The sequence below is a fragment of the Priestia sp. YIM B13486 genome, from assembly GCF_042787865.1.
Taxonomy (GTDB): Bacteria; Bacillota; Bacilli; order Bacillales; family Bacillaceae_H; genus Priestia; species Priestia megaterium.
In genome coordinates this window covers 20,646-42,278 of sequence record NZ_JBHZOZ010000019.1, presented here as the reverse complement: position 1 = coordinate 42,278, position 21,633 = coordinate 20,646, and the positions used below count along the sequence as shown (strand labels likewise).

Here is a 21,633-nt window from a genome sequence, read left to right as displayed (position 1 = left end):
ATAAAAAAAGGCGCTCATTTATAAAATGACGCCTTTTAAGAATCTTTTATTTCATTTAAATTGCTTGTTTTTTCATTTCTTCAAGCTGCTTTTTATCAAAACGATAGGTCTCATTACAGAAATGACACTGGGCTTCAGCTTGGCCGTCTTCCTCAATCATCGATTGAATCTCTTCTTGTCCTAAGCTGATAATAGCATTGGCAATTCTTTCTTCTGAGCACTGACATTTGAACTCTACAGGCATTGTCTCCAGAAACTTCACATTTTCTTTTCCAAGAACTTCTTCTAAGATTTCCTCAGGAGAAAGACCTTTTTGAATCAGTTTTGAAATTGGTTCAATCTTCTGTAATCGTTGTTCAATAGCTGTAATCGTTTTATCATCTGTTCCCGGCAGAAGCTGAATGATAAATCCGCCCGCAGCTAAGATCGTGTTATCAGGGTTAACAAGTACACCTACACCTACTGAAGATGGGACTTGTTCAGATGTCACAAAATAATACGTGAAATCCTCTCCTAATTCTCCCGATACAATAGGTACTTGTCCGTTAAATTGATCACGCATTCCGATATCTTTTACGACACTTAGCGTGCCCTCTGTACCTACAGCACGTGCTACATCTAATTTCCCATGCTGATTTAAATCGAAGTGCGTTTGTGGATTCGTTACATATCCACGCACTTCCCCTTTAGCATTGCTGTCTACTAAAATAACGCCAATTGGGCCGCGGCCTTCAATTTTAATTGTTAGCTTTTGCTCACCCTTTAGCATAGCCCCCATCATGACTCCCGCAGTCATTGAACGCCCCAATGCTGCAGAGGCTGTAGGCCATGTATAGTGACGGCGCTGCGCTTCTCCAACTGTATCCGTTGTTTTTACTGCATAAGCGCGAACTTGACTATTGTAAGCTAATGCTTTTACTAAATAGTCACCCATAATATACACCTCTTACTCCATATTTTTTGTATAAATTATTTGCAATCCTTTTAAAGTCAAAAATGGATCCACAATATCAATAATATCCGACTCTTTAGCAATCAATGTTGCGAGTCCTCCAGTAGCAATAACTTTAGGATTTACTGTTGCTTGCTCTTTCATTCTTGCTACAATTCCTTCTACTTGTCCAACGTATCCATATAAAATACCTGCTTGCATCGCAGATACTGTATTTTTTCCCACAATGCTATTTGGTCGCGCAATTTCAATTCGCGGAAGCTTAGATGCTCTTGAATAAAGAGCTTCTGTCGAAATATTAATACCAGGGGCAATCGCACCACCCATATATTGCTTATTTTCATCAATATAGCAATATGTGGTTGCGGTACCAAAATCAACGATAATTAAAGGGCTTCCGTATAGCTGAATTCCAGCAACAGCATTTACAATACGGTCTGCTCCCACTTCACGCGGATTTTCATATTTAATATTTAAACCCGTCTTAATTCCAGGACCAACAACAAGCGGCTTTAAATGAAAATACTTTTGACACATTCTCTCCAATGCAAACATAATAGGAGGAACAACAGAGGAAATAATAATACCATGAATATCTTTAAAAGATAAACTAACGTGCTCAAGCAAGGCTTTGATTGTCATGCCATACTCGTCTTCTGTTTTATTACGGCTTGTTTCTACACGCCAGTGATACTTCAATTCATCTCCATCGTATACACCTAATACCGTATTCGTATTTCCAACATCTAATACAAAAATCATTTCAATCACCACTTTATATAAATTCAGTATTCACACTGAAACCATCATACCATAACTGGTAAATAGACGTGTATATTCTAGATAAAATAGGAATATAATGACACGATTCTCTAGTGGATATCCTACTTATCCACCATATATACGAAAATCTTTTACCAAACCTAACTTTTGCCCATTAAAAAATCAGTGGAGAATATCTCCACTGATCTTTATTGTCTTATGCTTTTGGCTCTTCATCGTCTGTCTTTGTTTGGATGTTTACTTTAACATCTTCATCTGTTACGTGACTAGAACGGTCTGGAAGAGTTCCATGATCTACTAAGTGGTTGATTTGCTCAGCGTCTAACGTTTCTACTTCTAACAATGTTTGAGCTACAAGCTCTAACTTGTCACGGTTTTCCGTTAAGATCTGCTTCGCACGCTCATAGCTTTCTTTAATGAAACGTTGGATTTCATTATCAATTTCATGAGCAATCGCATCACTGTAGTTTTGTTCACTGTGTAAATCACGACCTAAGAATACTTGGCCTTGTTGTGATTGACCGAATTGCATTGGTCCTAACTTTTCACTCATACCGTATTCTGTTACCATTTTACGAGCGATGCTTGTTGCACGCTGGAAGTCATTATGAGCACCTGTACTCACTTCGCCGAAAATAATTTCCTCAGCTACGCGACCACCAAGCAATCCAACAATTTTATCCAGCAGCTCTGGCTTCGTCATAAAGTAGCGATCTTCTTTTGGTAACATAACAGCATATCCACCAGCTTGCCCACGTGGAACAATGGTTACTTTATGTACCATATCAGCTTCGTCTAATACGACACCGATAATTGTATGTCCTGCTTCATGATAAGCAACAATATTGCGTTCTTTTTTAGAAATAACTCGACTTTTCTTAGCTGGACCTGCAATTACGCGGTCTGTTGCTTCGTCAATGTCAACCATTTCAATTTTCTTTTTGTCCTGTCTAGCAGCTACTAAGGCAGCTTCGTTTAACAAGTTTTCGAGATCTGCACCTGAGAAACCTGGCGTACGCATAGCAATTGCTTTTAAGTTTACTGATTCATCTAAAGGCTTATTGCGAGCATGTACTTTAAGCACTGCTTCACGGCCATTTACATCTGGACGATCTACCGTAATTTGACGGTCGAAGCGGCCTGGACGTAATAACGCTGGATCTAAGATATCCGGGCGGTTTGTTGCTGCAATGATAATGATACCTTCGTTAGCACCAAAACCATCCATCTCAACAAGCAACTGGTTTAATGTTTGTTCACGCTCATCGTGTCCACCACCAAGACCTGCGCCACGTTGACGACCTACAGCATCGATTTCATCAATAAAGATAATACATGGAGCATTCTTCTTCGCATTTTCGAATAGATCACGAACACGAGAAGCGCCGACCCCAACAAACATTTCAACAAAATCTGAACCACTGATAGAGAAGAAAGGAACGCCTGCTTCACCAGCAACAGCTCTTGCTAATAATGTTTTACCAGTACCAGGAGGTCCCACAAGTAAGACACCCTTCGGAATTCTTGCACCTAGCTCTGCGAATTTACGAGGATCTTTTAAGAACTCAACAACTTCCACAAGTTCTTGTTTTTCTTCGTCTGCACCAGCTACGTCTTTAAATTTAACCTTTTTCTTTTCTTCGCTGTAAAGCTTAGCCTTACTTTTACCGAAGTTCATAACGCGGCTTCCGCCACCTTGAGCTTGGTTCAGTAAGAAGAAGAATAGGATGAAAATAATAACAAACGGAATGATTGACGTAAAGAACGTTACCCAGCCGCTTGTTTCATCAGCAGGTTTAAAATCAACTTCTACTTGATTATTTTCTGAAGCAGCGTCAATACGATCAAGTGCTTTGTCACCATCTACGATGTAAGTTTGGAACGTTTGATCCTTTTTATAAGAATCTAACTTCCCTTGCACAACATACACGCCTCTTTCAGGCTTCATAGAGAGTGATTTCACATCACCTTTGTCTAAGTGTTGAACAAATGTATCGTATCTCATTGGTTCTGCTTTTTGATTAGAGCCACTAAAGAAGCTTACCACGCCAATAATGACTAAAAATATAAGTAAATAAAAGATGGTATTACGGAAGATCCGATTCATTTCTTACCTCCTCCCACGATAAACAAATACTGTATTCAATACTAACATAGAACATTTATCCTATCCAATAAATTGCACTTGGATATGTGCTTATTAATTGCTGTATACTTGCGGTTTCAGAACCCCAATATACGGCAGGTTACGATATTTTTCTTGATAATCTAATCCATACCCTACTACGAATGCATCGGGTACTTCAAATCCAACGTAATCTGCTTTAATAGATGCTTTACGACCTGTTGGTTTGTCTAAGAGTGTGACAATCTTAATTGACTTAGCTTTACGGTACTTGAATAACTCTACAAGATAGCTAAGCGTTAAGCCGCTGTCGATAATATCCTCTAAGATAAGAATATCTCGACCTTCAACTGATGTATCTAAATCTTTTAGGATTTTTACTTCACCAGAAGAAACCATCGCATTGCCATAACTTGATACATCCATAAAATCCATTTCTAAATATGTATCAACACGCTTAATTAGATCAGACATAAAAGGCATAGCGCCTTTTAATACACCGATTACCAAAGGAAAACTGTCAGCGTATTCCTCAGATAATAGCTTACCCAATTCTTTTACTTTCTGTTGTATTTCTTCTTCTGAAATCAAAATTTCTTGAATATCCTGCTTCATTCCTTACTTGCCTCCTAGAAGTTTTCGCTACTTATAGTATAAAATAACATATCTGGACTTATGTGTATGCAGTTCATAAGCAGATTTTTTCAAACCAGGTAGCCACAAAATAGTTCCTTGGCTATCTTCCACTACCGGCCAATGATCTCTGAAGTGTAAAGGGATTTTTTCATCGATAAAAATATCCTTTACTTTTTTATGTCCCTTCATGCCCTTTACTCGCATTTTATCGCCATTTTTTCGTGTCCTTACCTTTAATGATTGTAAATCGTGAGCTTCATCTAAAAGAAAAACATCGTTTCCTTTTATATCTTCGACTTTATTATGTATTTCACAAATAAGCTGGTGACCATTTGGAAGCTCGACGACCCCTGGAATCGGAACAATAAATTCATATGGCTCGATGTTCCCCTCATTAAAGGTGAAAAGACAGTCGTTGTAAGATCGGATAATACGTAAACCATTTGGAAAGTCAAGCGTCCCAGACGGTTTTTCACTTTCGCAAAATCCTACTAACATGTCAACATGCGCTGAGGAAAGGGTTGGAGGAATTTCTTTATAGAGATAGTTTAATATTAGTTGAATACCACGCCTTTGTAAAGGCTTGCGTATCCTTAGAAAACAATCTCTATCGATGAGAATTTCATTTTGCAATTTCTTTCTCATTACTTTATTCATCACATCGGTCGTTAATTCCTCTAAGTATGCTTGATCTTCATGCAAGTTCTCGCTAAATTGTTGAAATTTTTCATGTACAGCTGCATTTTCTTGCTTTAAAAATGGCAAAACGTAATGACGAAACCGATTTCTCGTGTACGAGTCTTTCTCATTACTCGGATCAATCCGAGGGGTAAGCCCATGTAGCTTACAGTAGCGATTGATTTCTTCTTTCGTTACGGCTAGGAACGGCCTAATAATAAATCCATCCGCATATGGCCGCTTGGGCTGCATCCCTGCGTATCCATTCATCGTACTGCCTCGGACCATTCGCATTAACATCGTTTCAATCTGATCATCTCCGTGATGTCCTAATGCAAGAAAATTTGCTTTGTGCTTCTTCATAACATGAGTAAAAAATGTATAGCGGCATTCTCTGGCTGCTACTTGAGAAGATAACTTTCTTTCCTTCTGATAGGCAGTAACATCAATCTGCTTCGCCTCACATTTAATATTCAATTGTTTGCAGTAGTTCTGCACATATTCCATGTCTTGCTGTGACTCTTCTCCCCGGAACATATGATCAACATGAGCAGCAATAATAGTGAGAGATTTTTGCTCTTTCAGACTCCATAAGAAATGCAGCAGTGCTAAAGAATCAGGACCACCAGAAATACCTACAACCACTGTAGAGCCTGCGGATAATAACTGATGTTTTGTCATAAAATTGTTCACTTGCTTTTCCATAGGAATGACTCATCCTTATAATGTACACGCAATAATGTATCATTAATTTACTTTATACGAATGACTATAAGGAAAGTTTCACAATTTCTCCAAACTTTATAGCACTTGAATAAATAGATACAAAATATAAATCAACATTACAGACGTACAAAGTAGTAGCGTCTCTAACACGTGAAAACGCTTCTTCTTTACTTTAACACGAGGGGCAGACGGTTGACGAACGTTTTGAGGTTTTGTTCCTTTACTTTTTGCCCCTCTTCTTTTTTCGACCGATAACACCTCTGTTTTCATTTCTTTAGCTGACTTATACTTTCCCGTAACCGCTTGATACAAAACGTCCCCGAAAGGTTCCAACTGCTTTGTTGTTAATATAAATTGTTTTAATTGTTCAGCCGGTTTGTCCGTTTTATTAATTCGCTTGCCATAAGCTGCGTGAATCAAAACCATAGATACAGCAAACAAATCATAGGTCGGTTCTGCTTTTCGGGAGCCAAGCCCCCAGTGCGCCCGATCATAAAAGTCGGTAAATTCTTTTATTGACCGCCCTTGCAGAGTTGTTCCTCCGACGTCAATCCATCGAACTTTTACGGGGTTAGATGTTACGACCAGGTTTTCTGGTTTTAAATCGCCAAATACCCAACCTTCTTCATGAAGGTTTTCCAAGTCTGTTAAGAGTTGACTTGCAAATACTTGCAGCCATTCTGTCCCTCTTGTTGAGATAAAGGAAAGGAGAGGCTGCCCTTTCACATACTCCATTACATAGAAAGAAAGAGCATGAGAACCATAGCTCCAATCATCTACATCAAGTAAGCGCGGTCCTAGCACTTTGTCTTTGACTTGAGAGAGCTTTTTTAATACATTCACTTCTGCTGTAACAGACATGTTGGAAAAGCTTATTTTTAACGCTGCTAGCGTTCCGTTTACTAATTGAACTAAATAGACAACTCCAGTTGCCCCCACGCCTAATTTCTCAAGAATTTTATAATGGACGTGATGCCATTTCCCTTGAATTTCTGTTCCCGGAGATAGGTTACATACCTGATTCTTCAATGTATTGTTCATTATTTTTTAACAACCCTCTCAATGAGCGCTTTTTGGTGAAATAATGAGTAGCCTCTTTGATAGCCGGTCCAGTAGGCGTAATACCTCCTGCTGTTAGTTTTGGAAAAATTGTTGAAAGCGACTCTAATCTTGGATTCCAGTCCATTAGCTTCTCTACATCTTTCTTTTTCCCAGGAAATAAAAAGATTGAAAATTGATTATGCCCCATGCGAGCATTCAAGCTTAACGATAAATCTAACAGTGACTCCTTTACAGTAGGAAGCTTATTTTTCATACTTCCGCTCATGTCAACTAAAATAAGAATCTCTAAGTCAACCGTTTCCCCAAGTTCATCAACAACTTCCATGATTTCTCCTCGCTTCTCAGGAGATAACTCTTCTAATCTTGAATTAGAGGAACCTAGAATTTGCTGAAGCTCTTTATTTACAACGCCTTGAAGTGTTTGCGTCATTGCTTGCCTTGTAACCATTTGAACAGTTTGAGAAAGCTGTTTTACGTAAACAATTTGACTCACGCCACCGCCTGACATGGCAATGCCTTCTATTTCATTCGTGCTTTGCTCATCAATTGTGTCCTCTTCCATCACACCAATAACGTTTACACTAATCCCTTGTTCTTTAGCTAGTGCTGCCATTGCTACCGGATCTTCACCTGTATTCGAACCACCGTCCGTAATGACCAACATCTGTTTCAATGTACCTTTTTTCATAAAAAAATCCCCTCCTCATTATCAGTATTAACATGATAGACGAGGAGGAGATAAAATATACTTCTATCTAACTATTGTGCTTTTTTACGATAAGCGTAAGAAGGAATCGATGACCATTTCGGAGTATTGTGCTGAAGTTTTGCCACAACTACCGTCATATCATCTTCAATCAAACCTGATTTTGTTCGAATAACTTCTTCCATAATTAAGTCTGCAATTTCTTGTGGATCGTTTGTTTGAAGCTCGCCAATTTTTCGCTTCATCCACATTTCGTAGTTCTCAACGTGTTTTGGTCCTTCAAATACGCCATCACTCATCATAATTAATAAGTCTTCGGCCTTCATTTGTTCATTTACAACATCCACTTCAAATTCTTCAATAATGCCCATTGGCAAATTGCTTGCCTGTATTTTAATCACCTTATCTCCACGTTTGATGAAGCTTGGCGTAGAACCGATTTTCAAGAAGTTTACATTGGCATCTTGTAAGTCGATCATCGCTAAATCTAACGTAGAAAAGATTTCATCGTTTGTACGCAGCGATAAAATAGAGTTAATCGATTTAATTGCAATTGTCTCTTCTATTCCTGTTTGTAAAATTTGTTTTAACAGCTGAAGCGTTTCGCTGCTTTCATAGTGGGCACGCTCTCCATTCCCCATACCATCGCTAATAGCTAGTGCATACTTACCAGCGTTTAGCTCAATCATGGAGTAGCTGTCACCGGATACAAACCCTCCGCCTTTAGCAGCATGTGCTACGCCTGTATCAACAACGTACGCTTTTGTACAGCCAAACGAAACGTGGCAATAGCCTTGAGGATATTTAGCACATTCTTCGTTCTTTACTACAATACTTTCACCTAAGATATCTGTAAGCATTGGCGCAATAATCTTCTCGCATTCTCCTCTTCCGTGACAATATGGCACCCACATTTCAATATCTACATTTCCAGGTTCTAAGCTATAAATTTCAATTTGATTGATTTCCATCCCAAAGTTGCGAAGAGCTTCTAAAATCTGTTCTTCTTGTACATTTAAATTTTCGCGCTCTCGCTTAATTTCTTTTGCAAAATTCCCCATGACTTCAGAAACACCGTGAAGCTGTTCTGCTACAATCCTTCTACTTTCTTGAATTTGGGCTTTTAAGTGCTGATTGGCTTTAAAATACGTAAGTTCATGCTCAATCACATCGATGACTTTTTTCGATTTCACACAATGTTTGTCCATTTCTCGAATTAGTCTTGGATTTTGTTCAAGAGTGCCATTATCAACTTCAAGCATAATTTCCTTCATATATTCATAGGTTGTATCAAACTGCTGTGCCCAACATTGTTCTTTTTTAAAACAAAATTGGCACGTCCTTTCGGTAACGCTGCTTAAGAAATAATCGACTTCTTTATCGGCGCTTGGCTTTTCATCATAAAATCCATTTTGCGTAAAGCTTTTGGAAAGTGCTTGAAAAACATTTGAGAACTGTTCTACGCGATTCGCTGTTACATCTCGGATCTTGCGCACGTACTGCTGTTGTTCAAGCATGTTTTCAGATGTCCCTGGTACTAATTTACTCAAGTTTTTCAAAACAAAAGATGGGGTTAATAAAAATAGGACAACAGCCGTCAGTGATTCATACAAATTAGTCGTCAACCCTTGATCTGCCTGAGCATATAGGCCAATTAGCAATGAACCAACAACCAGCCCAAGAGCTGCTCCTAGCTTTTTACCGTCTTTTAAAAGTCCTCCAAGCAAGCCGGAAAAAGCGAGTAAACTCATTTCATACAAACTGGAAACATTCGCGAAGCTTAAAATTAAACCGGTTACGACCCCTACCGTAGCTCCTATCGTGGGGCCAGATACAAACGCAAAAACTAATACTAAGTAACGAGATAATATATGTTCAGCCGAAAGCCCGTAAATCATCCACCCTATTGTCCCCGTCATAACAGATGCCAACAAAATGATTAGAGAAATCACTTCTTCTGTTTTTAATGATTGTTTTCGCTTTCGGTATGAAATTAAAGGCACGCTTTGTAAGAAAATCATGGTTAAGATAAAGCTCAACCCTGCTTCTACTGCCACAAATGTAAAATCATACATGGTGAATTCCTTGGTAAACACATAAAAAATAGTTAGTTTTGTAAGTAACATCGCGCTAAATACAGTGAACGGCAGCTTCTTTAACGGATCCATTGTCAGTATGCCGCTAAATCGATGAATTAGTAAGAAAACAAATAGTGTAGCAAATACGGTACCTCCATTTTGAATGGAAACACTAAATGCCCCTGCCAATACGGCTAAACTTGCTAACGGTGCTTTTTCTTTCTTTATAGCCATTACAGCTGCAAAGAATGGCAAAGCAAATGGCATGATTTTCATTAAAATTAACGCTCGTCCTAATAAAAAACCTACGACTAGCAGCAACAATCCCCATTGAAATAACACCTTTTCCGTTTTCATACCCGCCTTTGTAAACACACGGGAAATTTCTAATCTAGTTCGGTTAAATACCGCCTCTGTTGTTGGACTTGCAAAATCTCTTTCCGTCTTTTGCATTCTCCCACCACCCGCTAATTATACTTATTCATTATTATATCGCGGCGAAAGGTGAAATTTTGTCAAACGGACTAGCAAAATACCTATAATCGTTCGACTATTTTCTAGTATTATATTGAAAACTATACAAAAAGATGTACAATCTTACATGGCAATTTAAAAAATATCAGAGATACTGTTTGCCTCAGAGAAAGCCTATGCTCATCATTCTTTTTTAAAAGCAAATAATAGTCTATAAAAATAACAAAAAAGTTATTGACAATAACCCTTCTTTTTTATATTATTATAAATGTCTTTTAGAGAACGTATAATGGCGGTGTAGCTCAGCTGGCTAGAGCGTACGGTTCATACCCGTGAGGTCGGGGGTTCGATCCCCTCCGCCGCTACTCGAATAACGGCCCGTTGGTCAAGCGGTTAAGACACCGCCCTTTCACGGCGGTAACACGGGTTCGAATCCCGTACGGGTCATCAAAAAGCATGTACAACAGTACATGCTTTTTTTCTACTCTTTTTTACATATAAAAAAAGCACCTTTTAAATAAAAGGCACTTTCCAAAAACTCGCTATCTATTTGATATAAGCAGCAAGTTAACCGCGTTTTGCACCGCGTCCACCGCGTTTTGATTCGGTATGGCGTTTTAGGGAAGATAAACGTTCTTCACTGTCTTTTAAGAAACGATTCATTTTTTGTTCGAATGTTTCTTTTGTACGGAAATCATTACCGCCACCACGATTGTTATTACGTTGTGGGCGTGAATCACGTGGACGGTCTGAGCGTGGCGCTCTTGCAGGACGCTCCGGTCTCTCTGGACGTTCTGGTTTGTCTACCGCTTTCTTAATTGAAAGACCAATTTTACCATCTTTCTCAACGTTAATTACTTTGACTTCAACTTCGTCGCCCACTTTTAAATGGTCGTTAATGTCCTTTACGTAATTATCAGCTACTTCACTGATATGAACCAAGCCTGTTGAACCTCCTGGTAACTCAACAAAAGCTCCAAAGTTCGTAATACCTGTTACCTTTCCCTGTAACTTGCTGCCTACTTCGATTGACATAAAAAAAATGCTCCTCCTTAAATGATAAAAGAAATCAATTTATTATATTATACAAAAAGCAAAAATACACTGTCAACGAACCATACGTTTAGTCTTTTTTTACATTAAAGATAATTTCCCCGTCTTCTGATAAAAAATAATCTCTGCGGGCAATCTTTTTAATATAATCATCGTCATTTAACTTGACGATTTCACCTTTTAACTGTTTTTGCTTGCTTTGTAATTTTGTCAGCTGCTGTTCTAATTTCACCTTCTCAGCTTTTTTGTTCTCAATAGCTGAGGTTTGCGTAATTAAAGCTGATACCATCAATCCACCAATGATTAAGGCCAACACTCCGAAAACAGTCAAACGCCTAATTAAACCGATACGCTTTCGATCTGTATTTTGTTTAATTTGCTCTTGTTTATGGCTATAATCAGTATTTAACTTCGCGACCTTTTTTTTTCGTACCGCACTCATTGAATTAGTCGTCCCCCTTGTTTTTTAAAGTGTTCACCCATGCAACGATTCTCATTATCATATTCTTTGCACGATTGTAAATTCCTTCTATATACCGAAAACCCATATGTAAAAATCGTTTTACAGGTTTAGGCACCATTCTCCAAAATACGAAAAGAAGCCACCTGGTCGGTACGTAAATAAGCTTTAGACAGAATACGAGCAACTTATGAACAGCTCGGTAGATCCCTAAAGCGACTACAACTAAAATATGAATAAAGAAGCGGATAGGCTTGACCAAAAAAATATTACTAAGCGTTAAAACACCTCGATATAAACTTAATACGCTCGAGACAGTAAATGTTAATACTTTTAAATACAGTGATTGAAATAAGCTTTGATACGCGGCAAAGCCGCAAAACAAAGCAAGAAACGCATACAAACGCAGTTCTCCTTCATTCACTAAAAACAACACGTAAAAAATGAGAAGAGCTTGCACCATCCAAAACAATACGTCATTCACAAATACAAACCATGGGCGTGATTTAGAGCGATTAACAAAGTAACGATAAGTATCGAGAGAAGCACCTAAACCGCTTCCCATCGATACCATCGCAAGCATTGTATAGAGCTGAATGTTTAAACTCATCGAAACAACTTACTAAAGAATCCTTTAGCCTTCTCCGATTGGTTCTCATCTAAGTAAACTATATCAAAGATTTTTCCTTTTATCGATACAATTCCTTGATCAACGTCTAAATTTTTCATTTGCAGATTTTGCCCTCTAACTGACAAGAAACCCATCACTGTTTCAAGTAAAAATTCCTCATTATCAAAGCTCTCTACCTGCTTCACACCCGTGATATCTAAGAGACGCCGACCCTTCATCACTAAATCATGATTTGGAGTATGGTCTTTGTTTGAATTGCTTGTTTCGTAAAATTGGCTCATATCTTCATCCCCACCTCATTCATTAAGAGCATTCGCTCTTGTTATCTGTTGTTTAAAACATATGAATGAGAAAGGTGATTTAGAACAAGCCTTCATCAGTTATACTTCAGATGAAATACGCTCTTCTTTGACAATTGAGTACAAATTAGCTGCTTCTTCTTTTTTAGCTGCTTCTTGAAGAGCCTCTATTTTAACGGTAATTTTCTTCGTGCCAAATGTGATCGCTAATTCATCTCCTACTTTCACATTTGTGCTTGCTTTTGCAACGATACCATTAATGGTAATACGCCCCTTGTCTGATACTTCTTTTGCTAATGTACGGCGCTTAATTAAACGTGATACTTTTAAAAATTTATCTAACCTCATAATTCCCTCACCTTTCTGTTTTACAAACCTGTTTTTTTTGCTTCTTCCCAAAATTCATCTAACTCTTCTAACGAAAAAGATTCAAATGGTTTTTCAGAAGCTCTCACTTTTTCTTCAATATATTGAAATCGATTTAAAAATTTTGTATTCGTTTTAGCTAATGCAGCTTCAGAGTCGATTTTATAGAATCTTGCAATATTCACTAAAGCAAATAAAATATCTCCAAATTCATCGCTCATTTTTTCTTTATCAGCATGCTGTACTTCCTCTTGGAATTCAGCAAGTTCTTCCTGTACTTTCCCCCACATTGGTTCAACTTCTGACCAATCGAAACCAACTTTTGCAGCTTGTTTTTGGTATCCATGCGCTTTCATTAAAGAAGGCATAGCCCCAGGTACAGAAGCTAACAGAGAAGAAGGTTCCTCTCCTTTTTCTTCTTTTTTGATTTCATCCCAATTTTTTAAGACCTCATCTGCATCATTCACGCTCACTTCCCCAAATACATGCGGATGGCGTCTTACCATTTTCTCTGAAACACTGCGAATGACATCATCAATTGAAAACATTCCTTCATCTTCACCGATTTGGGCATGAAGCAATACTTGCAGCAATACATCACCAAGCTCTTCAATCATATTATCGTCATCTTGACGGTCAATTGCATCTAATAACTCATATGACTCTTCTAGCAAATAGCGCTTGAGCGATTCATGCGTTTGTTTTTGATCCCAAGGACATCCGTTTGGCCCTCTGAGCGTGGCAATAATCCTTCTGAACGAGTCAAATTGATGATATAAAATTGTTTCGTCTGCTACTGGAGGCACATAAATAGTCGTTAAGTTATTGAGCGACATTTCTCTATCCAATTCATACAGCTTGACCGGCTGGATTTTTTCTTCACTGCTTCCCGCTGCTGTTACAATATAAACGAGGTAATCATCAGGAACGTGTTCCATCAGCGTTAGCTTTACCTCTGAAGCAACGAACTGATCGTACACTTGAGCAATTAGAACATGACCGGTTAACTCTATTTCGCTTCGCTTTAAATCTGTTCCATCTAGCAGCTGAAATCCTTCGATAGGATCGATCTTTAGCGCACCAAAAATTGGGTCTAAGAAGCTTTGTCCTCCTTTAATTTCAACAGGAATGCCTCGTTCTTTTCCTTTTTGTAAAAGTAATTGAACCGTACGTTCTGCCACTAAAGGGTGCCCAGGAACGGCATACACCACTTCTTCTATTGAAGCTTTATCGATTAAATCATTTGATATATGTTCATATACCTCTTCAAATGCATCATAAGATTCGTATACGTCATCATAGGATACATACGTCAAGCCTTCACTTTCTAATTCTTTGATTACAGGATGTTCTTTTGTGCGCATATAAATATGCTTTTCCTGCTGTAGCAAGCGATAAATACCTACAGGTAGCTGTTCTAAATCGCCTGCTCCTAAACCAATAACTGTTACTTTACCTGTCATTGCTTCACCTTCTTATTTATTTTTTAATACGTATTTAGCTAAAACACTTCCCATTGGAAGTAAACGTAATTCCTCTTCGGTAAAAATGTGTTGTTTCATAATGATAAACAAATAAAACAAACCGCCTATTAAAACACCAGCTCCTGTTTCAACCACTTGTTTGCTTGTATCTAAACCATTAGACCATACAAAGTGATGTAAACAAAATAAATAGCTTTGCAAAAGAACGACCATTGCTATGCCCGTTATAAAAATACCTCCACTCGCCTTTTTCGGAACAAGAGGTACAGCTAACTTTTTATACAGACAAAATAGATTGATTGCTGCAACGATAGCGAATCCAGCTGAGGAAGCAATGGCTGCTCCTATGGTTTGAAAATCTGGTATTAGCCAAAGATTCAATATTAGTTTGACTGCCATGCCAGCGATGACGGCTATTACAGGCGCAAAAACAGCTCCCATCCCCTGCAGCACAGCTCCAGCAGTTGCTGCTACTGTTGTAAATATAACTAACAAGCTCAAAATTTGTAAAACGTCCGTTCCGTGGGAGTCACCGTATAAAAGCATATTAATGGGTTTCATCAGCGCAATCAAGCCAAAAGCTGCTCCAACTCCGACTACAAGCGATAGACGGAGAGACAGCTGAACTTTTTCAACCACAAATGACAAGTTCTTTTTCGCAATGGCTGAAGAAATAACAGGTACAAGCGAAAGCGAAAAAGCTGTACCTACTACTGTACCTAATTGAATCAACGGAAGACCGCGGTCGTAAATACCTTTTAAAATTTGTGCTGCTTCTTCAGCCATGCCGTGCGCCGTTAGACTAGAATATAAAGTAAAGGAGTCAATAAGCTGGATAAACAGCAGACCCATACCGCTAATACAAATTAATAAGCCTTGAATAATAAGGATTTTAAATATTCTCTTGATGTCTGCTTTTTTTATGCGTTGAAATACTCCCTTAGAATTTGTCTTTGTTCTAAAAACAAATAAAAATAAAATAATAAGGGATGTGATACCGCCTGTTATGGAACCAAAAATAGCTCCCGCCCCTGCAGTATATAGATCATAACCATGTTGGATCAAGAAAATAGACAGATACAAAATAGTCCCTACCCGTACAACTTGTTCTGCAATTTGAGACAGCGCTGTAGGAAACATATTATGTAATCCTTGATAATAACCACGAATAACAGCAATAAACGGAATAAGTAAAAAGGAAAATGAAATAATTTGAATGAGAACCGTTAATTTACGATCTCCCATCCACTCGGCAATCGTTTCTGCGAAAATATATTCAAACGCAAATATCGTGCAGCCTACTACAAACAAAAAAGCAAACGAAACTTGAAGTATTCCTCGGATTTCCTTTCTCCGATTTGTTACCGCATACTCAGCTACTAACTTTGAAATAATTACAGGGAAACCATATGTACCTAGCTGTAGCGCAATTCCATATAGCGGATAAACTTGCTGATAGATATAAAACCCTATATCTCCCGCGATATGGTGATATGGAATACGATAAGTGGCACTTAAGATTTTCGTAAATAAACCTGCGAGCGTTAAAATAATGGCGCCGTTAAAAATAGAATAGAGCTTTGATTGTTTCTGCATTCCTACACCTTTCACCTGCAGCTTGTAATGATGTGAACAACTCTTTTTATTAGCCGCTAACCGCAATAGAATAGAGCTTTGTTCTTATAAAACATCCTGCACTTTCCAATAAATAAAATACCGTACCATTATATCATGTTCTCTTTATTTCTAAGGTAAGACAGCATGAAAAAGGCAGCAGAAACTGCTACCTTTTCAGTAAATAATGTAAAATAAAGATAATTACGCTTACTGCTCCATTTGACGAGATAAGAAGCTAGCTGCTGTTTCGGCCGCTTTATGCTCTACTTCACCAAGGGACTTATCTTTTGAGAAAATGACAACAGCTCCAATCGGATCTCCATTTGCAATAATCGGACCGATTGTGTAAGAAGAAATATTTTCTTCGTATCCATCGACAAATTCAAGGTTTTTCCCATCAGTTACTAAAGAAGAACTGCGGCTTTCCATAACAGATTCCACTAACGAACTAATGTTTTTATTTAAGTATTCTTTTTTAGAACTTCCTGCTACCGCAATAAATACATCGCGGTCACAAATAAGTACAGGATGACCCAAGCTATCGTATAGCGCTTCGCCATACTCTTTTGCAAAGTCTCCTAATTCACTAATTGGCGAATATTTCTTTAAAATAACTTCTCCATCGCGATCGACGAAAATCTCTAGGGGATCTCCCTCTCGGATGCGAAGCGTTCTTCTAATTTCTTTTGGAATCACAACGCGACCCAAATCATCAATACGACGAACAATACCTGTTGCTTTCATTCATTGAAGCCTCTCTTTCATATGATGATTAAAATAGTTGGTGAATATCACTGATGGCTATATGATAAAAGGTTCACCTTTGTTGAGGTTAGTATTCTTCACTCTACAACTTCTATTCACCAACCATCTCTTTTTTTGTTAAAAAGTGTGCTTTTATTAAAAAAATGTCCAAAAAACCGCCAAAACATGGGGATTTGGGTATTTTTATTTCGGCTATATAAAAAGAAGGCTCAAAAATGAGCCTTCTTTTTAATTCGTAACTTGTTCTTTTTTAACAGTGGCTACTCCTTTTACTAACTGGTACACAATATTGAGCCATTCTTTTTGAGCAAGTCCTTTTACATTAACCACTAATTTTACTTTCTTGCCTTCCATACCTAAGCTGACCATTCTGCCAAATTGATCACCTAGCATGAATAATTTTTGGCCGTCTACCGTTGAGCTCGCTTCTTCAGACAGCAGAATAGAAATTTCTTGTTTTGACTGAAGAATAGATTCTACTAAGTTCTGCGTTGCATATACTTTTGTTTCCGCTACTTTAAACAAATACTCAACCTCAGCCGGATACTCTCCAAAACGATCAATCATTTCATCCTGCAATTCTTGAATATCCTCTAGTGCTTCAATTCCTCTAAAGCGCTTATACATCTCAATTTTCAAGCGGCCGTCTGTAATGTACTGATCAGGAATATACGCGTCTAAGTCCAGATTCATTTCTACATTAAATTTCACATTTTCTCCGTCAGACCCGCGTCTTTCCTCTATCGCTTCTTTAAGCATTTGCGAGTAGAGATCGAAACCGACAGAATCGATAAATCCATGCTGCTGAGCACCCAGTAAGTTTCCGGCACCACGTATTGAAAGATCACGCATAGCAATTTTAAAACCAGAACCTAATTCGGTGAATTCTTTAATAGCTTGCAGACGCTTTTCAGCTACTTCTGTCAGTACTTTGTCTTTGTGATACGTAAAGTACGCATATGCCACGCGGTTTGAACGACCTACACGCCCTCTTAATTGGTACAGTTGTGATAATCCCATCTTATCAGCGTTGTTGACAATAAGCGTATTTACATTTGGAATATCTACTCCCGTTTCGATAATGGTTGTACTCACAATCACGTCATATTCGCCTTCTAAAAAGCTTAAAATAACCGCTTCGAGTTCGGTTTCATTCATTTTTCCGTGGGCATACGTTACCCTAGCATCAGGCACGAGCATCGAAATTTCTTCTGCTTTTCGTTCAATATCTTCTACGCGATTATATAAAAAGTAAACTTGGCCATCACGCGCTAACTCACGCTCAATCGCTTCACGAACTAGAACCGGATTATACTCCACTACATATGTTTGAACCGGAAAACGATTTTCAGGCGGCGTTTCAATAACAGACAAATCCCTTACGCCCAACATAGACATATGTAATGTTCGTGGAATAGGCGTTGCTGTAAGTGTAAGGACATCAACGTTTGCTTTCATTTGCTTGATTTTTTCCTTGTGCGTTACACCAAAACGCTGCTCTTCATCGATAACTAACAATCCTAAATCTTTATAAATCACGTCTTTAGATAGTAAACGATGTGTACCAATCACTACATCTACGGTCCCGTTTTTTAACCCTTTAATTGTTTCTTGCTGCTGTTTACGGCTGCGAAAGCGGCTCAACAGCCCAATGTTGATTGGATAGTCTTGAAAACGCTCACGGATGGTTTCATAATGCTGCTGAGCTAAAATAGTGGTTGGCACTAAAATAGCCACTTGTTTTCCATCTGTCACAGCTTTAAACGCAGCACGAATGGCTACTTCTGTTTTTCCATATCCAACGTCTCCACAAAGCAGACGATCCATTGGTCTTTCATGTTCCATATCTTTTTTAATTTCTTGTACAGAACGAAGCTGATCTTCGGTTTCTTGATAAGGGAAAGCTGTTTCAAATTCTCTCTGTAAATCGCCATCCGGAGAAAATGCATAACCTTTACTTGCTTCACGCTCTGCATACAGTTTAATTAAGTCATCAGCGATGTCTTGAACAGAAGACTCAACTTTTCGTTTCACTTTCTTCCAGTCATTTCCGCCAAGTTTATATACTTTTGGCTCTTTCCCTTCAGAGCCTACATATTTTTGTACTTGATCAATCTGTTCAACAGGAACGTACAGCTTGTCAGAGCCTTCATATTTGATATGGATATAATCTTTATGATTACCGTTAATCTCTAACGTTTCCATTCCTAAGTAACGGCCAATACCGTGGTTCACGTGTACGACATAGTCACCTACGTTTAACTCTGAATAGCTTTTAATACGCTCTGCATTGGAAAGCTTTTGACGACGCTTTGATTTCTTTACCCGTTTTTTAAACAATTCTTCCTCGGTTAAAACAGCTAATTTTTGCATCGGCAGTTCAAAGCCCATTTGTAAATCGCCTTCAATGATTTGAACAAGACCTGGCACAAGCTGACCATTTCCATCTAAAATAGATGAATCAATATCATAATCTGCCAGCACACCTTCAAGTTTTTTCACGCGCTCTTTATCTGCTCCTAAGAGGACTACCGTATAATTAGCATTTTTCCAACGTTCAATTTCACTTTTTAATAAGTTCATTTGGCCGTAAAACTGCTGCATCTGCTTACATGAAATATTAATAATATTTTGCGGACTAGTATACGATACGTGCTTCAAAAATAACGATAAGTATAAAAACTGATGTTTTGCTCGCTGAATAAGAGATGGGAGCTTATGAGATAATTGAACGTCTCGAACAATTTGCCCCTGTCCTAATAATTCGGTTATCCATTCAGCTTCCTCTGTTTCAAGCTGATCAGACGTTTCTTGAATTCGAGTGGTCTCATCAAAGATGACAAGGCCGCCTTCTGGTAAATAATCTAGTAAACTAGCAGGCGATTCGTAGAAGAATGATAAATACTTGAACATATTTTCAAGAAGCTGGCCTTGACGCAGCTGTTCGATTTCACCTTTAATATTTTCTGTTAAGGTAGCTTTTAGCGCTGCGTTTTTTACTTGTTGCAGCGTCGAAGCCAGCTGTGCTTCTAGTTCTTCAATTCCTTGGGCTACTTCATTTTGATTCACAATGATTTCCGTAGCAGGGCCGATTGAAATTTCTTTTAACTGCTCTTGAGAGCGTTGATCCTCGATTGTAAAAGTACGAATGGAATCAATCTCCGTATCAAATAATTCAATTCGGACAGGTAGCTCTTCTGTTAACGGATAAATGTCAATGATTCCTCCGCGCACACTAAACTCACCCGGAGCTGAAACCATCGATGCCCGCTCATAGCCCAACTCAACTAACCTTTTTAAATAATGATCAACGTCGATGTCAATTCCCATTTGAAACGGCAGCTGTGTTTGCTCCCATCTTGCTTTAGGAGGCAGCAGCTTTCGAATTCCTGCAAGCGGTGTTACAACTACTCCACCTGTATGTTGACTCCAATAATTGAGTACTTCAATTCGCTGAGCCTTTAATTCTGGACTTGCAATCCCCACTTCTGTAGCAACTAAATCGTTAACAGGGTATAAGAAAACGTCTTTTTCCGGTAAAAGATGCAAAAGGTCTTCATACACTTTTTGAGCTTGATATAAATTATGAGTCACTACTAATAAGGGGTATTTTTTATCCTCATTTAAGAGTGCCATTAATACAGATCGAGCTGAACCGGAAATTCCCGTTACTAACTGTTCTTTCAAACCTTCTTCTAAACTGTTGACAACAGCTCCAATTTCTTTATTTTCTTCAAATTGCTGTCTAATCCCTCGCAAAGGAATTCCCTCCTCCCATGATATGTCTAAACTAAACAGAAAAACGCTTTGGTTTGAGACCAAAGCTTTTTATTGTATAAATGTTTCGTACTGATGATAGTCTGGATTTCGTTCTAGCGCTTCTTGACAGTCTTCACAAATAATTTTAACCACGATATCTCCACTATTATGGTAGTGAATAAAGTCTTTTCGTTCATCTGCGGTTAGGTGATTAAAACCGAGTGCTTCTGTATTGTGAGCTGTCTTTTCTATCATACCGACTTTTGCGCCACAATGTCTACAGAAATAATGAATAGACATACAAATCCTCCCAAATCTTTTAGTGTTAGTATGGACGATTGAGAGAAATTTTATTCTACTTAATTATAGCGATTCATTACTTCTAAGAACGGTTTACCTAAAAAATCCTCACTCGCGTGTACAGACGTTTTCATCGCTTCTTCCATATGAACCATTTCATCTTCTGTAAAGCGCCCTAGTACGTAATCAACTACTTTCATACCATTTTTCGGACGATCGATTCCAATACGAATCCGGTTAAACTCTTGGGTTTTTAAATGCTGAATAATTGATTTTATTCCGTTATGGCCGCCCGGACTTCCTTTTGTACGCAATCTTACTTTTCCGCACGGTAAATCTAAGTCATCGTAAATAACAAGCAAGTCTTCGACGTCTATATCAAAATAGTCCATTAACGGGCGAATACTTTCTCCTGATAAATTCATATATGTTAGAGGCTTTAATAATATGACTTTTTCTCCTTTTATTATACCTGTTCCATATATTCCGTTAAACTTTGTTTTATCTAATGAAATCATAAACTGTTCAGCAATTTTATCAATTGCCATAAATCCTATGTTATGACGGGTACGGTCATATTCTTTTCCAGGATTCCCTAAACCAACGATTAATTTCAAAATAGATACTCCTTTCCACTCTATGTAAGTTGTACATAATAGGTAAATGTCTTTAATGTTTT

At 38.2% G+C, this 21,633-nt stretch carries 19 protein-coding genes and 2 tRNA genes; 2 read left to right on the top strand and 19 right to left on the bottom strand.

Annotation, left to right across the window (positions count from 1 at the left end):
- Positions 1 to 55: 55 nt before the first annotated feature.
- From hslO to spoIIE, 8 genes are all read right to left on the bottom strand, one after another.
- Entirely contained in the window at positions 56 to 934 is an 879-nt protein-coding gene (gene hslO / locus ACFX4G_RS26645; protein ID WP_377578028.1) for an Hsp33 family molecular chaperone HslO, read from the bottom strand.
- Between the two features lie 12 nt (positions 935 to 946).
- The gene (locus ACFX4G_RS26640; protein ID WP_013054886.1) at positions 947 to 1,714 is read right to left on the bottom strand and encodes a type III pantothenate kinase; all 768 of its coding nucleotides are present in this window, start codon (positions 1,712 to 1,714) and stop codon (positions 947 to 949) included.
- A gap of 217 nt (positions 1,715 to 1,931) precedes the next feature.
- Positions 1,932 to 3,842 carry an ATP-dependent zinc metalloprotease FtsH gene (ftsH, locus tag ACFX4G_RS26635; protein WP_013054885.1) on the bottom strand — a complete coding sequence of 637 codons (1,911 nt, stop codon included), beginning with the start codon at positions 3,840 to 3,842 and terminating at the stop codon, positions 1,932 to 1,934.
- A gap of 93 nt (positions 3,843 to 3,935) precedes the next feature.
- The gene (gene hpt, locus ACFX4G_RS26630; protein WP_377578025.1) at positions 3,936 to 4,475 is read right to left on the bottom strand and encodes a hypoxanthine phosphoribosyltransferase; all 540 of its coding nucleotides are present in this window, start codon (positions 4,473 to 4,475) and stop codon (positions 3,936 to 3,938) included.
- Between the two features lie 27 nt (positions 4,476 to 4,502).
- Positions 4,503 to 5,879: a tRNA lysidine(34) synthetase TilS gene (tilS, locus tag ACFX4G_RS26625; protein ID WP_013081349.1), complete on the bottom strand. Its 1,377-nt coding sequence runs from the start codon at positions 5,877 to 5,879 to the stop codon at positions 4,503 to 4,505.
- 96 nt (positions 5,880 to 5,975) lie between these two features.
- Positions 5,976 to 6,941, bottom strand: coding sequence for a protein kinase domain-containing protein (locus ACFX4G_RS26620; RefSeq protein ID WP_097825373.1), 966 nt, complete (start codon positions 6,939 to 6,941; stop codon positions 5,976 to 5,978).
- Positions 6,910 to 7,650 carry a VWA domain-containing protein gene (locus tag ACFX4G_RS26615; protein ID WP_013054881.1) on the bottom strand — a complete coding sequence of 247 codons (741 nt, stop codon included), beginning with the start codon at positions 7,648 to 7,650 and terminating at the stop codon, positions 6,910 to 6,912. The genes ACFX4G_RS26620 and ACFX4G_RS26615 overlap by 32 nt, the downstream gene beginning before the upstream one ends.
- A gap of 71 nt (positions 7,651 to 7,721) precedes the next feature.
- Positions 7,722 to 10,199, bottom strand: a complete 2,478-nt coding sequence (gene spoIIE / locus ACFX4G_RS26610; protein WP_377578021.1) for a stage II sporulation protein E — start codon at positions 10,197 to 10,199, stop codon at positions 7,722 to 7,724.
- 312 nt (positions 10,200 to 10,511) lie between these two features.
- Here spoIIE and ACFX4G_RS26605 point away from each other — a divergent pair.
- Together ACFX4G_RS26605 and ACFX4G_RS26600 are read left to right on the top strand one after the other, a co-directional pair.
- Positions 10,512 to 10,585: transfer RNA gene (locus ACFX4G_RS26605), tRNA-Met, on the top strand.
- 10 nt (positions 10,586 to 10,595) lie between these two features.
- Positions 10,596 to 10,667, top strand: a tRNA-Glu gene (locus ACFX4G_RS26600).
- Between the two features lie 120 nt (positions 10,668 to 10,787).
- Here the strand turns inward: ACFX4G_RS26600 and ACFX4G_RS26595 are convergent.
- From ACFX4G_RS26595 to pth, 11 genes are all read right to left on the bottom strand, one after another.
- A complete protein-coding gene (locus ACFX4G_RS26595; RefSeq protein WP_013054879.1) occupies positions 10,788 to 11,255 on the bottom strand; it encodes a S1 domain-containing RNA-binding protein in 468 nt (155 codons plus the stop codon).
- An 88-nt stretch (positions 11,256 to 11,343) separates the two neighbouring features.
- Positions 11,344 to 11,715, bottom strand: coding sequence for an FtsB family cell division protein (locus ACFX4G_RS26590; protein ID WP_013054878.1), 372 nt, complete (start codon positions 11,713 to 11,715; stop codon positions 11,344 to 11,346).
- 4 nt (positions 11,716 to 11,719) lie between these two features.
- The gene (yabQ, locus tag ACFX4G_RS26585) at positions 11,720 to 12,343 is read right to left on the bottom strand and encodes a spore cortex biosynthesis protein YabQ (protein ID WP_097825374.1); all 624 of its coding nucleotides are present in this window, start codon (positions 12,341 to 12,343) and stop codon (positions 11,720 to 11,722) included.
- Positions 12,340 to 12,645: a sporulation protein YabP gene (yabP, locus tag ACFX4G_RS26580; protein ID WP_013054876.1), complete on the bottom strand. Its 306-nt coding sequence runs from the start codon at positions 12,643 to 12,645 to the stop codon at positions 12,340 to 12,342. Before yabP ends, yabQ begins: the two co-directional genes overlap by 4 nt.
- A 99-nt stretch (positions 12,646 to 12,744) precedes the next feature.
- Positions 12,745 to 13,011, bottom strand: coding sequence for an RNA-binding S4 domain-containing protein (locus ACFX4G_RS26575; RefSeq protein WP_013054875.1), 267 nt, complete (start codon positions 13,009 to 13,011; stop codon positions 12,745 to 12,747).
- 20 nt (positions 13,012 to 13,031) lie between these two features.
- Positions 13,032 to 14,492 (bottom strand): bifunctional methyltransferase/pyrophosphohydrolase YabN, encoded by a 1,461-nt coding sequence (yabN, locus tag ACFX4G_RS26570; protein ID WP_237075563.1) that lies wholly within the window; start codon positions 14,490 to 14,492, stop codon positions 13,032 to 13,034.
- Positions 14,493 to 14,504: 12 nt separating this feature from the next.
- Positions 14,505 to 16,109: a putative polysaccharide biosynthesis protein gene (locus tag ACFX4G_RS26565; RefSeq protein WP_043979013.1), complete on the bottom strand. Its 1,605-nt coding sequence runs from the start codon at positions 16,107 to 16,109 to the stop codon at positions 14,505 to 14,507.
- 228 nt (positions 16,110 to 16,337) lie between these two features.
- Positions 16,338 to 16,874 (bottom strand): stage V sporulation protein T, encoded by a 537-nt coding sequence (spoVT, locus tag ACFX4G_RS26560; RefSeq protein ID WP_013054872.1) that lies wholly within the window; start codon positions 16,872 to 16,874, stop codon positions 16,338 to 16,340.
- 249 nt (positions 16,875 to 17,123) lie between these two features.
- A complete protein-coding gene (mfd, locus tag ACFX4G_RS26555; protein ID WP_377578016.1) occupies positions 17,124 to 20,654 on the bottom strand; it encodes a transcription-repair coupling factor in 3,531 nt (1,176 codons plus the stop codon).
- Between the two features lie 69 nt (positions 20,655 to 20,723).
- Positions 20,724 to 20,954 (bottom strand): anti-sigma-F factor Fin, encoded by a 231-nt coding sequence (gene fin / locus ACFX4G_RS26550; RefSeq protein ID WP_013054869.1) that lies wholly within the window; start codon positions 20,952 to 20,954, stop codon positions 20,724 to 20,726.
- Between the two features lie 59 nt (positions 20,955 to 21,013).
- On the bottom strand, positions 21,014 to 21,571 hold the full coding sequence (gene pth, locus ACFX4G_RS26545) for an aminoacyl-tRNA hydrolase (protein ID WP_052500310.1): 558 nt from the start codon (positions 21,569 to 21,571) through the stop codon (positions 21,014 to 21,016).
- Positions 21,572 to 21,633: the final 62 nt, after the last annotated feature.

Excerpts from the sequence above, each read along its gene's own strand:
- hslO (WP_377578028.1), bottom strand. The coding sequence starts at position 934 with ATGGGTGACTATTTAGTAAAAGCATTAGCTTACAATAGTCAAGTTCGC.
- ACFX4G_RS26640 (WP_013054886.1), bottom strand. The coding sequence starts at position 1,714 with ATGATTTTTGTATTAGATGTTGGAAATACGAATACGGTATTAGGTGTA.
- ftsH (WP_013054885.1), bottom strand. The coding sequence starts at position 3,842 with ATGAATCGGATCTTCCGTAATACCATCTTTTATTTACTTATATTTTTA.
- hpt (WP_377578025.1), bottom strand. The coding sequence starts at position 4,475 with ATGAAGCAGGATATTCAAGAAATTTTGATTTCAGAAGAAGAAATACAA.
- tilS (WP_013081349.1), bottom strand. The coding sequence starts at position 5,879 with ATGGAAAAGCAAGTGAACAATTTTATGACAAAACATCAGTTATTATCC.
- ACFX4G_RS26620 (WP_097825373.1), bottom strand. The coding sequence starts at position 6,941 with ATGAACAATACATTGAAGAATCAGGTATGTAACCTATCTCCGGGAACA.
- ACFX4G_RS26615 (WP_013054881.1), bottom strand. The coding sequence starts at position 7,650 with ATGAAAAAAGGTACATTGAAACAGATGTTGGTCATTACGGACGGTGGT.
- spoIIE (WP_377578021.1), bottom strand. The coding sequence starts at position 10,199 with ATGCAAAAGACGGAAAGAGATTTTGCAAGTCCAACAACAGAGGCGGTA.
- ACFX4G_RS26595 (WP_013054879.1), bottom strand. The coding sequence starts at position 11,255 with ATGTCAATCGAAGTAGGCAGCAAGTTACAGGGAAAGGTAACAGGTATT.
- ACFX4G_RS26590 (WP_013054878.1), bottom strand. The coding sequence starts at position 11,715 with ATGAGTGCGGTACGAAAAAAAAAGGTCGCGAAGTTAAATACTGATTAT.
- yabQ (WP_097825374.1), bottom strand. The coding sequence starts at position 12,343 with ATGAGTTTAAACATTCAGCTCTATACAATGCTTGCGATGGTATCGATG.
- yabP (WP_013054876.1), bottom strand. The coding sequence starts at position 12,645 with ATGAGCCAATTTTACGAAACAAGCAATTCAAACAAAGACCATACTCCA.
- ACFX4G_RS26575 (WP_013054875.1), bottom strand. The coding sequence starts at position 13,011 with ATGAGGTTAGATAAATTTTTAAAAGTATCACGTTTAATTAAGCGCCGT.
- yabN (WP_237075563.1), bottom strand. The coding sequence starts at position 14,492 with ATGACAGGTAAAGTAACAGTTATTGGTTTAGGAGCAGGCGATTTAGAA.
- ACFX4G_RS26565 (WP_043979013.1), bottom strand. The coding sequence starts at position 16,109 with ATGCAGAAACAATCAAAGCTCTATTCTATTTTTAACGGCGCCATTATT.
- spoVT (WP_013054872.1), bottom strand. The coding sequence starts at position 16,874 with ATGAAAGCAACAGGTATTGTTCGTCGTATTGATGATTTGGGTCGCGTT.
- fin (WP_013054869.1), bottom strand. The coding sequence starts at position 20,954 with ATGTCTATTCATTATTTCTGTAGACATTGTGGCGCAAAAGTCGGTATG.